Origin of the sequence: Streptomyces sp. SID12501 (assembly GCF_010550245.1) — a bacterium.
Classification (GTDB): Bacteria; Actinomycetota; Actinomycetes; order Streptomycetales; family Streptomycetaceae; genus Streptomyces.
On sequence record NZ_JAAGLU010000012.1, the window covers coordinates 30,229 to 44,676 of the forward strand.

The 14,448-nt window shown below is 67.6% G+C and carries 14 protein-coding genes; 12 read left to right on the forward strand and 2 right to left on the reverse strand.

Annotated features, from left to right (window positions below):
• The first annotated feature begins 16 nt into the window (after positions 1–16).
• From glyA to G3I71_RS16160, 12 genes are all read left to right on the forward strand, one after another.
• Positions 17–1,270, forward strand: coding sequence for a serine hydroxymethyltransferase (gene glyA / locus G3I71_RS16105; protein WP_164315316.1), 1,254 nt, complete (start codon positions 17–19; stop codon positions 1,268–1,270).
• A 126-nt stretch (positions 1,271–1,396) separates the two neighbouring features.
• Positions 1,397–2,746 carry an MraY family glycosyltransferase gene (locus tag G3I71_RS16110; RefSeq protein WP_164315318.1) on the forward strand — a complete coding sequence of 450 codons (1,350 nt, stop codon included), beginning with the start codon at positions 1,397–1,399 and terminating at the stop codon, positions 2,744–2,746.
• 310 nt (positions 2,747–3,056) lie between these two features.
• Entirely contained in the window at positions 3,057–3,494 is a 438-nt protein-coding gene (locus G3I71_RS16115; protein WP_164315320.1) for a hypothetical protein, read from the forward strand.
• Between the two features lie 274 nt (positions 3,495–3,768).
• Positions 3,769–4,539 (forward strand): F0F1 ATP synthase subunit A, encoded by a 771-nt coding sequence (gene atpB, locus G3I71_RS16120; RefSeq protein ID WP_164315593.1) that lies wholly within the window; start codon positions 3,769–3,771, stop codon positions 4,537–4,539.
• 71 nt (positions 4,540–4,610) lie between these two features.
• A complete protein-coding gene (gene atpE / locus G3I71_RS16125; RefSeq protein WP_105970730.1) occupies positions 4,611–4,841 on the forward strand; it encodes an ATP synthase F0 subunit C in 231 nt (76 codons plus the stop codon).
• A gap of 44 nt (positions 4,842–4,885) precedes the next feature.
• The gene (locus G3I71_RS16130) at positions 4,886–5,434 is read left to right on the forward strand and encodes a F0F1 ATP synthase subunit B (RefSeq protein ID WP_164315322.1); all 549 of its coding nucleotides are present in this window, start codon (positions 4,886–4,888) and stop codon (positions 5,432–5,434) included.
• A gap of 2 nt (positions 5,435–5,436) precedes the next feature.
• Positions 5,437–6,252: a F0F1 ATP synthase subunit delta gene (locus G3I71_RS16135; RefSeq protein WP_164315594.1), complete on the forward strand. Its 816-nt coding sequence runs from the start codon at positions 5,437–5,439 to the stop codon at positions 6,250–6,252.
• Positions 6,253–6,411: 159 nt separating this feature from the next.
• Complete coding sequence (gene atpA, locus G3I71_RS16140; protein WP_164315324.1) at positions 6,412–8,004, forward strand: F0F1 ATP synthase subunit alpha; 1,593 nt, start codon at positions 6,412–6,414, stop codon at positions 8,002–8,004.
• Positions 8,005–8,024: 20 nt separating this feature from the next.
• Entirely contained in the window at positions 8,025–8,942 is a 918-nt protein-coding gene (locus G3I71_RS16145; protein WP_164315325.1) for a F0F1 ATP synthase subunit gamma, read from the forward strand.
• Positions 8,942–10,378 carry a F0F1 ATP synthase subunit beta gene (gene atpD, locus G3I71_RS16150; RefSeq protein WP_164315327.1) on the forward strand — a complete coding sequence of 479 codons (1,437 nt, stop codon included), beginning with the start codon at positions 8,942–8,944 and terminating at the stop codon, positions 10,376–10,378. Before G3I71_RS16145 ends, atpD begins: the two co-directional genes overlap by 1 nt.
• A 130-nt stretch (positions 10,379–10,508) precedes the next feature.
• Positions 10,509–10,883, forward strand: coding sequence for a F0F1 ATP synthase subunit epsilon (locus G3I71_RS16155; protein WP_164315328.1), 375 nt, complete (start codon positions 10,509–10,511; stop codon positions 10,881–10,883).
• A gap of 165 nt (positions 10,884–11,048) precedes the next feature.
• On the forward strand, positions 11,049–11,495 hold the full coding sequence (locus G3I71_RS16160) for a DUF2550 domain-containing protein (RefSeq protein WP_164315330.1): 447 nt from the start codon (positions 11,049–11,051) through the stop codon (positions 11,493–11,495).
• 69 nt (positions 11,496–11,564) lie between these two features.
• On the opposite strand, the gene G3I71_RS16165 is transcribed toward G3I71_RS16160, so the two are convergent.
• Both G3I71_RS16165 and G3I71_RS16170 read right to left on the reverse strand, forming a co-directional pair.
• Positions 11,565–13,385 (reverse strand): glycoside hydrolase family 18 chitinase, encoded by a 1,821-nt coding sequence (locus G3I71_RS16165; RefSeq protein WP_164315332.1) that lies wholly within the window; start codon positions 13,383–13,385, stop codon positions 11,565–11,567.
• Between the two features lie 363 nt (positions 13,386–13,748).
• Positions 13,749–14,321 carry a cob(I)yrinic acid a,c-diamide adenosyltransferase gene (locus tag G3I71_RS16170; RefSeq protein WP_164315333.1) on the reverse strand — a complete coding sequence of 191 codons (573 nt, stop codon included), beginning with the start codon at positions 14,319–14,321 and terminating at the stop codon, positions 13,749–13,751.
• Positions 14,322–14,448 lie beyond the last annotated feature (127 nt).

The window sequence follows — 14,448 nt, forward strand, 5'->3', positions numbered from 1 at the left end:
ACGCCCGGAGTCCACCATGTCGGTCACGCGTGCCCCCGAGGGCGATCTCGCTGTTGATGTGCTGCGCCGGCAGGACCCCGAGCTGGCCGAGGTGCTGCTCGGGGAGGCCGAACGGCAGTCGACGACGCTCCAGCTGATCGCCGCCGAGAACTTCACCTCGCCCGCCGTGCTGGCCATGCTCGGCTCACCGCTCGCCAACAAGTACGCCGAGGGCTATCCCGGCGCCCGGCACCACGGCGGCTGCGAGATCGTCGACGTCGCCGAGCGCGTCGCCGTGGAGCGCGCCAGGGCGCTTTTCGGCGCTGAACACGCCAACGTCCAGTCCCACTCCGGGTCTTCGGCCGTACTGGCCGCCTACGCCGCCCTCCTGCGCCCCGGTGACACCGTCCTCGCCCTCGGGCTGCCCCACGGCGGCCATCTCACGCACGGGTCGCCCGCCAACTTCTCCGGGCGCTGGTTCGACTTCGTCCCCTACGGGGTGGACGCGGAGAGCGGCCTCATCGACTACGGGCAGGTGCGCGCCCTCGCGCATGCGCATCGCCCCAAGGCCATCGTCTGCGGGTCCATCGCCTACCCCCGGCACATCGACTACGCCGCCTTCCGCGAGATCGCCGACGAGGCGGGTGCCTACCTCATCGCCGACGCCGCCCACCCCATCGGGCTCGTCGCCGGGGGAGCGGCGCCCAGTCCGGTGCCGTACGCCGACATCGTCTGCGCGACGACCCACAAGGTGTTGCGCGGACCGCGCGGCGGGCTGCTGCTGTGCGGCGCCGACCTCGCGGAACGGGTCGACCGGGCGGTTTTCCCGTTCACGCAGGGGGGCGCGCAGATGCACACGATCGCCGCCAAGGCCGTCGCCTTCGGCGAGGCGGCGACCCCGGCCTTCACGGCGTACGCCCATCAGGTGGTCGCCAACGCGCGGGTGCTGGCGGCGGGGCTGGCCGCCGAGGGGTTCGTCGTCACCACGGGCGGAACCGATACGCACCTCATCACGGTCGATCCGGCACCCCTGGGTGTGGACGGACGTACCGCTCGGGGCCTGCTTTCCGCCGCCGGAGTGGTTCTGGACTGCTGTCCGCTGCCTCACGGGGAGGCACGCGGACTGCGGCTCGGGACGGCGGCGCTGACCACCCAGGGCATGGGGGAGGCTGAGATGGCACGGATCGCGGTGCTGCTGGCGGGGGTGCTGCGTGGGGCTGCCGAGAGCGGTGGGGTGCGTGAAGAAGTGCGGGAGCTGGCCGGTAGATTTCCGCCGTATCCCGGGCGATGAGGGGTAGTCGTCAAACGTGCACAGGCGCCCGTGCAACCATCGTCGATACCCGGAAGTCCCCATCCTTATGCGTCCCTCGCTAGGGTGTGGGACCTGGGATGGCCAGCGAGACCTGTGGGGAAGCCTGTGCGTGAATACCTGCTGACGCTCTGCATCACGGCCGCGGTGACGTATCTGCTGACCGGGCCGGTACGGAAGTTCGCGATCGTGGCCGGAGCGATGCCGGAGATCAGGGCCCGTGACGTGCACCGGGAACCCACTCCGCGGCTCGGCGGGATCGCGATGTTCTTCGGGCTGTGCGCCGGACTGCTCGTCGCCGACCACCTCACCAACCTCCACGAGGTCTTCAAGAACTCGAACGAGCCGCGGGCACTGCTCTCCGGTGCCGCGCTCATCTGGCTGATCGGCGTGCTGGACGACAAGTTCGAGATCGACGCCCTGATCAAGCTGGGCGGCCAGATGATCGCCGCCGGCGTCATGGTCATGCAGGGTCTGACGATCCTGTGGCTGCCGATCCCGTCCGTGGGCAACGTCGCGCTGACCCAGTGGCAGGGCACCCTGCTGACGGTGGCGCTGGTCGTCATCACCATCAACGCCGTCAACTTCGTCGACGGCCTGGACGGTCTCGCGGCCGGCATGGTGTGCATCGCCTCGGCGGCGTTCTTCCTCTACGCCTACCGGGTCTGGGTCTCGTACGGCATCGAGGCCGCCGCCCCGGCCACCCTGTTCTCGGTGATCCTGATGGGCATGTGCCTCGGCTTCCTGCCGCACAACATGCATCCCGCCCGGATCTTCATGGGCGACTCCGGGTCGATGCTCATCGGCCTGGTGCTGGCCGCCGGCGCGATCTCCATCACCGGGCAGATCGACCCCGACGCGATGAACCTGTTCTCCGGGTCCGAGCGCAACACCGTGCACCAGATGGTGCCGGTCTACATCCCGCTGCTGATGCCGCTCACCATCATCGCGATCCCGGCCGCCGACCTGGTGCTGGCCATCGTGCGGCGCACCTGGCGCGGACAGTCGCCGTTCGCGGCCGACCGGGGGCATCTGCACCACCGGCTGCTGGAGGTCGGGCACTCGCACAGCAGGGCCGTCCTGATCATGTACTTCTGGTCGGCGCTCATCGGCTTCGGCGCCCTGTCCTACTCGGTCAACAACGCGTCCATGTGGATCGTCCTCAGTGTGGTGGCACTGAGCGCGATCGGACTCGTACTCCTGCTGCTGCCGCGCTTCACGCCGCGCACCCCGCGCTGGGCCGAGCGGTTCGTGCCGCCGCGCTACCGACGCGGCCGTCCGACCGAAGAGGCCGGGGCCGCGGCGCCCGCCGCCTCGGTGCCGGCCATGGCCGATGAGGAGGCCACTCCGGAGCACCGTGCTCCGGTGCGGGCCGGCGTCTCGGGAGTCAACGGGGCGACGGCGATCGGCCCCCGTTCGCGGCTTCTGGACCGGCGTAAAGCCGGGTCGTCGCGTTGAGGCAAGGTAAGAATCTGACTAATGCTTTGCTTGAAACAGAGAGAGCACAGGGCGGCTAAAGCGCCCTAATACCAGACAAGTCGGCGCTGATTCTGCACAGGTGGGCAGGTTCACTCTCATGTGTGACACCGGGCACGCCATCCAGGTAAAGACCTCATCAAATAGTTTGTGATACGGTTCACGAGAACCCCGGACAGAGCCGAAGGACCGCAGTGCGACGGTCCATTGGCGCGAGTTTCTCTGCTCGAACCGGGGACTACGCTCGTCCATGACGACACCCCACGCCCCCTGCGAAAGCGGAGTTGCCGCCATGCCGTCCAATGACGTCCGGATCCTGCTTCAATCCGCTGTGCCCACAGCCGCCGTCGGCGCTCTTGCCGCCATCGTCAGCGCTGTGGTCGCCGGTGTCGAAGGAGCGATCGGGGCGGTCGTCGCGACGCTGATCGTGATTCTCTTCATGGGTATCGGGCTTTACGTTTTGCAGCGCACTGCCAAAACGCTTCCGCATCTGTTCCAGGCAATGGGCCTGATGCTGTACGCGGCCCAAATTCTTCTGCTGTTCATCTTTGTCGCGGCGTTCAAGAACACGTCGCTGTTCAACCCCAGGGCTTTCGCGCTCACGCTGCTCGCAGGCACGCTCGCCTGGATCGCGGCCCAGGCGCGTGCCCACATGAAGTCGAAGATCCTCTACGTTGAACCCGACTCCACGTTGGGGGACAGGCCCGAAAAGACGGGGCACTCCTCGTGAGAGGTAGGGCCGGGATAAGCGGGTGTGAGAGATCCTGCTATCGTCCGGTGCCAACTGCGGCATCGCGGGCGCGGGCATCTGAAGCTGACGCCTGCTCAATCGCGAGGCTTGATGCCCCACAGCCGCCCTCACATCCGTAACACCAGTCCAGTGCCGAACCGCGGCTGCGCGCCGCGCCGACACAACGAGGTTGCCGTACCCATGCGTCACGCCGAAGGAGCCCGTGGTGAGTGCTGACCAGACCCAGCTCGCCTTTGACTGGAGCTGTCGGATCATGTCCGACAACGGCTGTGGCTTCCCGGCTCCGGGCCTGCACTCGTTCCTCTTCAAGCCGATCGCCACGGTCGGCGGGTTCGAGTTCAACAAGGTGATGCTCCTCGCGATCGTCACCAGCCTCCTGGTCGTCACCTTCTTCACGCTTGCCTTCGGCAAGGCGAAGGTGGTCCCGGGCAAGCTGCAGATGATCGGCGAGGCCGGCTACGACTTCGTACGCCGTGGCATCGTCTACGAGACCATCGGTAAGAAGGAGGGCGAGAAGTTCGTCCCCTTCATGGTCTCGCTGTTCTTCTTCATCTGGATCATGAACATCTGGTCCGTGATCCCACTGGCACAGTTCCCGGTGTCCTCGGTCATCGCCTACCCGATGGTGCTGGCCGTCATCGTCTACGTGGTGTGGGTCTCGCTGACCTTCAAGAAGCACGGTTTCGTCGGCTTCTTCAAGAACGTCACCGGCTACGACAAGTCGCTCGGCCCGGTGCTGCCGCTCGTGATGGTCATCGAGTTCTTCTCGAACCTGCTGGTCAGGCCGTTCACGCACGCCGTGCGACTGTTCGCCAACATGTTCGCCGGCCACCTGATGCTGGTCATGTTCACGGTCGCCTCCTGGTACCTGCTCAACAGCTGGATGGTGCCGGCCGCAGGTGTCTCCTTCGTGATGGCCGTGGTCATGATCGGCTTCGAGCTCTTCGTTCAGGCCGTCCAGGCATATGTGTTCGTGCTGCTGGCCTGCACCTACGTTCAGGGCGCTCTCGCAAAGCACCACTGAGCCGCCCCCCTCAGCCCCAGAACGTCCGGTGGCCAACCCCCACCGGTCCTGAAAGAGAAGGAAGAATCAGCATGGCTGCCCTTGAGACCCTCGCCGCTGTCGAAGGCAACATCGGTTCCATCGGTTACGGCCTCGCCGCGATCGGCCCCGGCGTCGGCGTCGGCATCATTTTCGGCAACGGCACCCAGGCGCTGGCCCGCCAGCCCGAAGCGGCCGGTCTGATCCGTGCCAACCAGATCCTCGGTTTCGCGTTCTGTGAGGCGCTCGCCCTCATCGGCATCGTCATGCCGTTCGTCTACTAGACCGACGTATCGACGATCGAAACCTTTCAAGGAAAGGCACTGATGTGATCGCCAACCTGGTACAGCTGGCGGCCGAGGAGGAGCAGAACCCGCTCATCCCGCCCGGCCCCGAGCTGCTTGTCGGCGCCATCGCCTTCGCCATCGTGTTCTTCTTCTTCTGGAAGAAGCTGCTTCCGAACATCAACAAGGTTCTGGAGGAGCGTCGCGCGGCGATCGAAGGCGGTATCGAAGAGGCCGACGCCATGAAGGTCGAGGCCCAGAGCGTTCTTGAGCAGTACAAGGCTCAGCTCGCCGAGGCCCGGCACGAGGCCGCGCGACTGCGCCAGGAGGCGCAGGAGCAGGGTGCCACGCTCATCGCCGAGATGCGCGCGGAAGGCCAGCGGCAGCGCGAGGAGATCGTCGCCGCCGGTCACTCCCAGCTTGTCGCCGACCGCAAGGCCGCCTCGTCCGCGCTCCGCCAGGACGTCGGCAAGCTCGCCACCGAGCTGGCCGGCAAGCTCGTCGGCGAGTCCCTTGAGGACCACGCCCGGCAGAGCCGCGTGATCGACCGTTTCCTCGATGACCTCGAGGAGAAGGCCGAGGCGACTCGATGACCGTGCACGGAGCCAGTCGCGAGGCTGCCGCCGCCGCACGGGAGCGTCTCGACGCGCTGACGGACTCGACGTCCGCCGACGCGAAGAAGCTGTCCGAGGAGCTGGCTTCGGTCACCGCGCTGCTGCACCGCGAGGTGTCGCTGCGTCGGGTCCTCACCGACCCGGCGCAGTCCGGAGAGGCCAAGGCCGAGCTGGCCCAGCGCCTCTTCGGCAGTCAGGTCGGCGGGCCCACCACCGACCTGGTGGCCGGCATGGTGCGCTCCCGCTGGTCGCGTTCGCGCGACCTGGTGGACACGCTGGAGGAGCTGGCGGACCTCGCCGACCTCACGTCCGCCCAACAGGCGGGCACGCTCGACAACGTCGAGGACGAGCTGTTCCGGTTCGGCCGGATCGTCTCCTCGAACACCGAGCTGCGCGCCGCGCTGACCGACCGTGCCGCGACCACCGGCGCCAAGGGCGAGCTGCTGCGCAGCCTGCTCGGAGGCCGGGCCGAGGCCACGACCGAGCGGCTGGTGACGCGCCTTGTGACCGCGCCGCGGGGACGTAGCCTGGAGGCGGGACTCGAGTCCCTGTCCAAGCTCGCCGCCGAGCGCCGGGACCGCATGGTCGCCGTCGTCACCTCGGCGGTTCCGCTGAGCGACCCGCAGAAGCAGCGCCTCGGCGCCGCCCTCGCGAAGCTCTACGGCCGCCAGATGCACCTGAACCTGGACGTGGACCCCGAGGTCCTCGGCGGGATCCGGGTGCTGGTCGGCGACGAGGTCATCAACGGCAGCATCGCGGACCGCATCGAGGACGCAGGCCGCCGCATGGCGGGCTAGCCCGCCCGGCAGCCGCACAGCACGCAGCAACTCAATACTCGTAGTACGTACTTGAATGCGGCCCTGGTTGGGCCGTGCAGAGGATTCACCTCTTTTTGGGGGGAGTCCCCATCCCCCCAAGTGAAACTTCGGGCCCAACAAGGAGAGCAGGGAACCCAGATGGCGGAGCTCACGATCCGGCCGGAGGAGATCCGGGATGCGCTGGAGAACTTCGTCCAGTCGTACAAGCCGGACGCGGCCTCGCGCGAGGAGGTCGGTACGGTCACCCTTGCCGGCGACGGCATCGCGAAGGTTGAGGGTCTCCCCTCGGCCATGGCCAACGAACTGCTGAAGTTCGAGGACGGCACCCTCGGTCTCGCGCTCAACCTCGAAGAGCGCGAGATCGGTACCGTCATCCTCGGCGAGTTCAGCGGCGTCGAAGAGGGCCAGCCGGTCACCCGTACCGGCGAGGTCCTGTCCGTGGCCGTCGGCGAGGGCTACCTCGGCCGCGTCGTCGACCCGCTCGGCAACCCGATCGACGGCCTCGGCGAGATCGAGACCAGCGGTCGTCGCGCCCTGGAGCTGCAGGCTCCGGGCGTCATGGCGCGCAAGTCGGTGCACGAGCCGATGGAGACGGGCTACAAGGCCGTCGACGCGATGACCCCGATCGGCCGTGGCCAGCGTCAGCTGGTCATCGGCGACCGTCAGACCGGCAAGACCGCGCTGGCCGTCGACACGATCATCAACCAGCGCGACAACTGGCGCACCGGTGACCCGAAGAAGCAGGTTCGCTGCGTCTACGTCGCCATCGGTCAGAAGGGTTCGACCATCGCCTCCGTGCGTGGCGCCCTCGAAGAGGCCGGCGCGCTGGAGTACACGACCATCGTCGCCGCCCCGGCGTCCGACCCGGCCGGCTTCAAGTACCTTGCGCCGTACACCGGTTCGGCCATCGGCCAGCAGTGGATGTACGAGGGCAAGCACGTCCTCATCATCTTCGACGACCTCTCGAAGCAGGCCGACGCCTACCGCGCCGTGTCCCTGCTGCTGCGCCGCCCGCCGGGCCGTGAGGCCTACCCGGGTGACGTCTTCTACCTGCACTCCCGTCTGCTGGAGCGCTGCGCGAAGCTCTCCGACGAGCTGGGCGCCGGCTCGATGACCGGTCTGCCGATCGTCGAGACGAAGGCCAACGACGTCTCGGCGTTCATCCCGACCAACGTCATCTCCATCACCGACGGCCAGTGCTTCCTGGAGTCGGACCTGTTCAACGCCGGTCAGCGCCCCGCGCTGAACGTCGGTATCTCCGTCTCCCGAGTCGGTGGTTCCGCGCAGCACAAGGCGATGCGCCAGGTGTCCGGCCGACTGCGCCTCGACCTCGCCCAGTACCGTGAGCTGGAGGCGTTCGCCGCCTTCGGTTCCGACCTGGACGCCGCGTCGAAGTCGCAGCTGGAGCGCGGTATGCGACTGGTCGAGCTGCTCAAGCAGGCTCAGTACCAGCCGATGGCCACCGAGGACCAGGTCGTCTCCATCTGGGCCGGTACCACCGGCAAGATGGACGAGGTGCCGGTCAACGACATCCGCCGCTTCGAGAAGGAGCTCCTGGAGTACCTGCACCGCAAGGAGCAGGGCCTCATGACCTCCATCAAGGAGGGCGCGAAGATGTCGGACGACACCATCACCGCCATCGCCGACGCCGTCGCGGAATTCAAGAAGCAGTTCGAGACCTCGGACGGCAAGCTTCTCGGCGAAGACGCTCCGGCCGCCGCGGCCAAGTGACGACGGAAGGGACCTGACTCATGGGAGCCCAGCTCCGGGTCTACAAGCGTCGTATCAAGTCTGTCACCGCGACCAAGAAGATCACCAAGGCGATGGAGATGATCGCCGCCTCGCGCGTCGTCAAGGCGCAGCGCAAGGTGGCGGCCTCCGCGCCGTACGCGACCGAGCTCACCCGCGCGGTCACGGCGGTCGGCACGGGCTCGAACACCAGGCACCCGCTGACCACCGAGGCCGAGACGCCGACCCGTTCCGCGGTTCTGCTCCTCTCGAGCGACCGCGGTCTGGCCGGCGCCTTCAACTCCAACGCGATCAAGGCCGCCGAGAAGCTGACGGCGCGACTTGAGGCGGAGGGCAAGGAGGTCGACACGTACATCGTCGGCCGCCGCGGTCTGGCCCACTACAACTTCCGCGAGCGCAAGGTCGTGGAGTCGTGGTCGGGCTTCACCGACCAGCCCACGTACGCGGACGCCAAGAAGGTCGCGGCTCCGCTCATCGAGGCCATCGAGACGGAGACGGCGGACGGCGGCGTGGACGAACTCCACATCGTCTACACCGAGTTCGTCTCGATGATGACGCAGAACGCGGTCGACGGCCGCCTGCTGCCGTTGCGCCTCGACGAGGTCGCGGCAGAGACGACCGGGAAGGGCGAGATCCTTCCGCTGTACGACTTCGAGCCGTCGGCGGAGGACGTCCTCGACGCCCTGCTGCCGCGGTACGTCGAAAGCCGTATCTACAACGCGATGCTCCAGTCGGCCGCTTCCAAGCACGCCGCCACGCGCCGCGCGATGAAGTCGGCCACCGACAACGCGGGAGACCTCATCACGACGCTCTCCCGACTTGCCAATGCGGCCCGACAGGCCGAAATCACCCAGGAAATCAGCGAGATCGTCGGTGGCACCGCAGCCCTGGCCGACGCGACCGCGGGGAGTGACAGGTAATGACGACGACAGTTGAGACGGCCGTTGCCACGGGCCGCGTCGCCCGGGTCATCGGCCCGGTCGTCGACGTGGAATTCCCCGTCGACGCCATGCCGGAGATCTACAACGCCCTTCACGTCGAGGTGGCCGACCCGGCCCTCGACGGCGCGAAGAAGACGCTGACCCTGGAGGTCGCCCAGCACCTGGGTGACGGCCTGGTCCGCACCATCTCCATGCAGCCCACCGACGGTCTGGTCCGCCAGGCCGTGGTCACCAACACGGGTTCGGGCATCACCGTCCCGGTCGGTGACTTCACCAAGGGCAAGGTGTTCAACACCCTCGGTGAGGTACTGAACTCCGACGAGACGTACTCGGGCGAGCGCTGGTCCATCCACCGCAAGGCCCCGCGTTTCGACGAGCTCGAGTCGAAGACCGAGATGTTCGAGACCGGCGTCAAGGTCATCGACCTTCTCACCCCGTACGTCAAGGGTGGAAAGATCGGCCTGTTCGGCGGTGCCGGCGTCGGCAAGACGGTGCTCATCCAGGAGATGATCTACCGCGTCGCCAACAACCACGACGGTGTCTCCGTGTTCGCCGGTGTCGGTGAGCGCACTCGTGAGGGCAACGACCTCATCGAGGAGATGTCGGAGTCCGGCGTCATCGACAAGACCGCGCTGGTCTTCGGCCAGATGGACGAGCCCCCGGGCACCCGTCTGCGCGTGGCCCTGGCCGGTCTGACCATGGCGGAGTATTTCCGCGATGTGCAGAAGCAGGACGTGCTGTTCTTCATCGACAACATCTTCCGCTTCACGCAGGCCGGTTCCGAGGTCTCGACCCTGCTCGGCCGGATGCCCTCCGCGGTGGGTTACCAGCCGACCCTGGCCGACGAGATGGGTCTCCTCCAGGAGCGCATCACCTCGACCCGTGGTCACTCGATCACCTCGATGCAGGCGATCTACGTCCCCGCGGACGACCTGACCGACCCGGCCCCGGCCACCACGTTCGCCCACCTCGACGCGACGACGGTTCTCTCCCGTCCGATCTCCGAGAAGGGCATCTACCCGGCCGTGGACCCGCTGGACTCCACGTCCCGCATCCTGGACCCGCGCTACATCACGGCGGACCACTACAACACCGCGATGCGCGTCAAGACGGTCCTCCAGAAGTACAAGGACCTTCAGGACATCATCGCGATCCTCGGTATCGACGAGCTGGGCGAGGAAGACAAGCTCGTCGTCCACCGTGCCCGTCGCGTGGAGCGCTTCCTGTCCCAGAACACCCACGTCGCCAAGCAGTTCACCGGCGTCGACGGGTCGGACGTACCGCTGGACGAGTCGATCGTGGCGTTCAACGCGATCATCGACGGCGACTACGACCACTTCCCGGAGCAGGCGTTCTTCCTCTGCGGTGGCATCGAGGACCTCACGGCCAATGCCAAGGAGCTGGGCGTCTCCTGACCCCCGAGCTCTTGTGAGAGGGGCAGGGGAGCACCCTTCGCGGGGTGCGTCCTGCCCCTCTCTCCACACCCACTAGAATTAACCCCAACACCCGGCACAACAGGCCGGGTGGTGACCCGAGGAGCCAACCTTGGCTGCTGAGCTGCACGTCGAGCTGGTCGCTGCCGACCGTAAGATCTGGTCCGGCGAGGCCACTCTGGTCGTCGCGCGCACCACGTCCGGCGACATCGGCGTCATGCCCGGTCACCAGCCGCTGCTCGGTGTGCTGGAGTCGGGCCCGGTGACCATCCGTACGAGTGATGGTGGAACGGTCGTCGCCGCGGCGCACGGCGGTTTCATCTCGTTCGCGGACAACAAGCTGTCGCTGCTGGCGGAGATCGCCGAGCTGGCGGACGAGATCGACGTCCAGCGCGTGGAGCGGGAGCTCGAGCGCGCGAAGGCGGAGGGTGACGCCTCCGCCGAGCGGCGTGCGGACGTCCGACTGCGGGCCGTGGCGGCGCGCTGAACCACAGGGGGTACCTCCCAGGCCCTTTAGGCACTGGGGGAGCTCCAGTGTGATGCTTTGCCTCAGCCGCGGCTGGGACCGGTTTGCGCCGGTCCCAGCCGCGGCTGAGGCAAATCCGGGTGTTTTTTCCTTTCCGTTACCTAGGAGACGAGGAGGTCGGTGTCGATGATCCTCGCTCTGACTGTGTGCGGCTTGGTAGTGGCGGTCGTGGTGGTCGGCCTGGGTGTCTTCGGGCTGCGCCGCCGGCTCATCCAACGCTCCGGCGGTACGTTCGACTGCAGCCTGCGCTGGGACGTAACCGAGAAACCCGACCTCAGCGGCAAGGGCTGGGGCTACGGTGTCGCCCGCTACAACGGCGACCGCATCGAGTGGTACCGCATCTTCTCGTACTCCCCCCGGCCGCGCCGCGTGCTGGATCGCTCGGCGATCGATGTGGCCGGCCGCCGGATCCCAGAAGGCGAGGAGGTGCTGGCCCTCCTCTCGGACGCGGTCGTGCTGGCCTGTCTCCACCGGGGGACGAGACTGGAGCTGGCGATGAGCGACGACGCGCTGACCGGTTTCCTCGCCTGGCTGGAGGCGGCGCCTCCCGGGCAACAGGTGAACGTGGCCTGACGCTGACACACGAGGGCGGCGGGGCGGGTCCGTACGGACCCGCCCCGCTGCCTTTGTCATGAGCTTGAGCTACGCGAGGCCGCCGCTGATCGCGTTCACCAGCTCCCCGTTGCTCGTGTCGCCGCTGAACTCCCAGAAGAACGCGCCGCCGAGGGCCTGGTTCTTGGCCCAGGTCATCTTCCCGGCGATCGTCGCGGGAGTGTCGTACGACCACCAGTTGTTGCCGCAGTACGCGTACGCGGTGCCGGCGATCGTGCCGGTGGCCGGGCAGGACGTCTTGAGGATCTTGTAGTCCTCGATCCCCGCCTCGTACGTGCCCGGTGCCGCGCCGGTCGCCGTGCCGCCTGGGGCGGCCTGGGTGACGCCGGTCCAGCCACGGCCGTAGAAGCCGATGCCCAGCAGGAGCTTCGCCGCCGGGACGCCCTTCGCCCTCAGCTTGGCGATGGCGTCGGCGGAGTTGAAGCCGGCGGCCGGGATACCGGCGTACGAGGTGAGCGGCGAGTGCGGGGCGGTCGGACCGTCCGCGTCGAAGGCGCCGAAGTAGTCGTACGTCATCACGTTGTACCAGTCGGCGTAGGCGGAGGCGCCGCCGTAGTCGGCCGCGTCGATCTTGCCGCCGGAGGAGCCGTCGGCGGTGATGGCCGCGGTGACCAGGTAGTTCGCCCCGAATGCCGAACGCAGCCCCGACAGCAGGTTCTTGAAGGACGCGGCACCCGACGTGTCACACGTCAGGCCACACGCGTTCGGGTATTCCCAGTCGATGTCGATGCCGTCGAAGACGTCCGCCCAGCGCGGGTCCTCGACGACTGCCTTGCAGGAGGCGGCGAAGGCGGCCGGGTTGGCGGCGGCCTGTGCGAAGCCGCCGGAGTAGGTCCAGCCGCCGAAGGAGTACAGCACCTTGATGTTCGGGTACTTGGCCTTCAGCTGGCGCAGCTGGTTGAAGTTGCCGCGCAGTGGCTGGTCCCAGGTGTCGGCCACGCCCGACACCGACTGGTCGGCGGTGTAGGCCTTGTCGTAGGCGGCGTAGGTGTCGTCGACGACGCACTTGCCGTCCTTGACGTTGCCGAACGCGTAGTTGATGTGCGTGATCTTGGATGCCGAGCCCGAGGTCACCAGGTTCTTGACGTGGTAGTTGCGGCCGTAGACGCCCCACTCGGTGAAGTAGCCGAGCTTGACCTTGTTCCCGGTCGGCGGCGTGGTGGTGCCGCCGGTGGTGCGCACGGCGACCGCGCCGCTCACCGGGCCGGTCTGGTCGGCGGTGTCCCGGGCCTGGACGGTGTACGAGTAGTCCGTACCGGCGGTCAGGCCCGTGTCCGTGTACGTGGTGGCCGTCACCGTCGCGACCTTGGTGCCGCCGCGCAGGACGTCGTAGTTCTTGATGCCCTTGTCGTCGGTGGCCGCGCCCCAACTGAGCTTCGCCGAGGTGTCGGTGATGCCGGAGGCGGTCGGAGTGCCGGGCGTCGAGGGGGCGTTGTCGCCGGGGACCGAGCCGCCGTCACAACTGCCGCCGTTGAGCTTGCAGTTGGCGGGGGAGCCGGAGCCGGCGCCGTTGAAGCCGAAGGAGACGGCGGCGCCGGGGGCGAGGGTGCCGTTCCACGACTTGTTCCTGGCGGTCCAGTGGGCGCCGCTGGACGTGACGTCGGCGTCCCAGGCCGAGGTGACGGAAGTACCCGAGGGGAAGTCCCACTCGACCGTCCAGGAACTGATCGACGTGGTACCGGTGTTGGTGACCGTCCACTTGCCCTCGAAACCGGTGCCCCAGTCCTGGGTCTTCGCGTAGGTAGCGGTGGCCGAGGTGGCCGCCTGTGCCGGGCTCGCCAGGCCCATCAGGGCGGCGAGGGGGAGCAGCAGGGTTGTCAGGCCTGCCGTACATCTTTGTCCGAAGCGCATGCCGCGCCTCCTTGGAGGTGTCAGGGGGGCGCGACTGAGCCTTCGCACCCACAGTGCCGCGAGAATAGGAAGGTCTGGACCACAGGTCAATAGGTCTGGACCACTTCGCGGAAAGCCTCCACCGATTCGCCGAACCCCCAACTCCTGTGCCGCCACCGCCGTTTGGGCGCGACTGCACAGCTCAAGCCTGTCCGGCAACCGGCTGACGTGCGTCTTCGTCGTCACCTCGGCCGTGTGGAGGCGGGTGAGGGTGCCCAGGACGGCGGGGTCGGCGTTCGGCTCCCTGTCGGCGTCCACGGGGTGGCCGCGCCGACGTGCGCGATCCGGCCGAAGAAGCACTCGAACGCCGCGACGGCCCTGGGGTCAGCGCTCCCCGCCCGGGACCCAGAGCACGTCCCCGATCTCCTTGTTGGCCGTGCGCGCAAGGATGAACAACAGGTCCGACAGCCGGTTGAGGTAGGTCGCGGTGAGTGGGTTCATCACCTCGGCGTGGACCTCCAGGGCCGCCCATGTCGAGCGCTCGGCCCGGCGTACCACCGTGCACGCCTGGTGCAGCAGGGCGGCGCCGGGGGTGCCGCCGGGGAGGATGAACGAGCGCAGTTTCTCCAGGTCTTCGAGGAACCGGTCGCAGTCCGCCTCCAGCTTGTCGACGTAGGACTGCTCGACCCGCAGCGGAGGGAACTCCGGGCTCTCGGCCACCGGCGTCGCCAGGTCGGCGCCCACGTCGAACAGGTCGTTCTGCACGCGGGTCAGCACCTTGACGACCTCCACCTCCAGCCCGCCCAGCGCGACGGCGGTCCCGATCACCGCGTTCGCCTCGTTGGCGTCGGCGTACGCCGAGATCCGCAGATCGGTCTTGGCGACCCTGCTCATGTCACCGAGGGCGGTGGTGCCCTGGTCGCCGGTCCTGGTGTAGATGCGCGTCAGATTGACCATGGGGCCAGCGTAATGACGACCTTCCGCCACCGCTCAACTAGGCCGCACGAGGGGCCGAATGAGACACGTCGGTGTGATGTCCGTCTGATGAGACGTGACGCGCATTACTTACCGGTCACACAGCACC

Coding starts and splice junctions, on each gene's coding strand:
- glyA (WP_164315316.1), top strand. CDS start 17: ATGTCGGTCACGCGTGCCCCCGAGGGCGATCTCGCTGTTGATGTGCTG.
- G3I71_RS16115 (WP_164315320.1), top strand. CDS start 3,057: ATGCCGTCCAATGACGTCCGGATCCTGCTTCAATCCGCTGTGCCCACA.
- atpB (WP_164315593.1), top strand. CDS start 3,769: ATGTCCGACAACGGCTGTGGCTTCCCGGCTCCGGGCCTGCACTCGTTC.
- atpE (WP_105970730.1), top strand. CDS start 4,611: ATGGCTGCCCTTGAGACCCTCGCCGCTGTCGAAGGCAACATCGGTTCC.
- atpA (WP_164315324.1), top strand. CDS start 6,412: ATGGCGGAGCTCACGATCCGGCCGGAGGAGATCCGGGATGCGCTGGAG.
- G3I71_RS16145 (WP_164315325.1), top strand. CDS start 8,025: ATGGGAGCCCAGCTCCGGGTCTACAAGCGTCGTATCAAGTCTGTCACC.
- atpD (WP_164315327.1), top strand. CDS start 8,942: ATGACGACGACAGTTGAGACGGCCGTTGCCACGGGCCGCGTCGCCCGG.
- G3I71_RS16160 (WP_164315330.1), top strand. CDS start 11,049: ATGATCCTCGCTCTGACTGTGTGCGGCTTGGTAGTGGCGGTCGTGGTG.
- G3I71_RS16165 (WP_164315332.1), bottom strand. CDS start 13,385: ATGCGCTTCGGACAAAGATGTACGGCAGGCCTGACAACCCTGCTGCTC.
- G3I71_RS16170 (WP_164315333.1), bottom strand. CDS start 14,321: ATGGTCAATCTGACGCGCATCTACACCAGGACCGGCGACCAGGGCACC.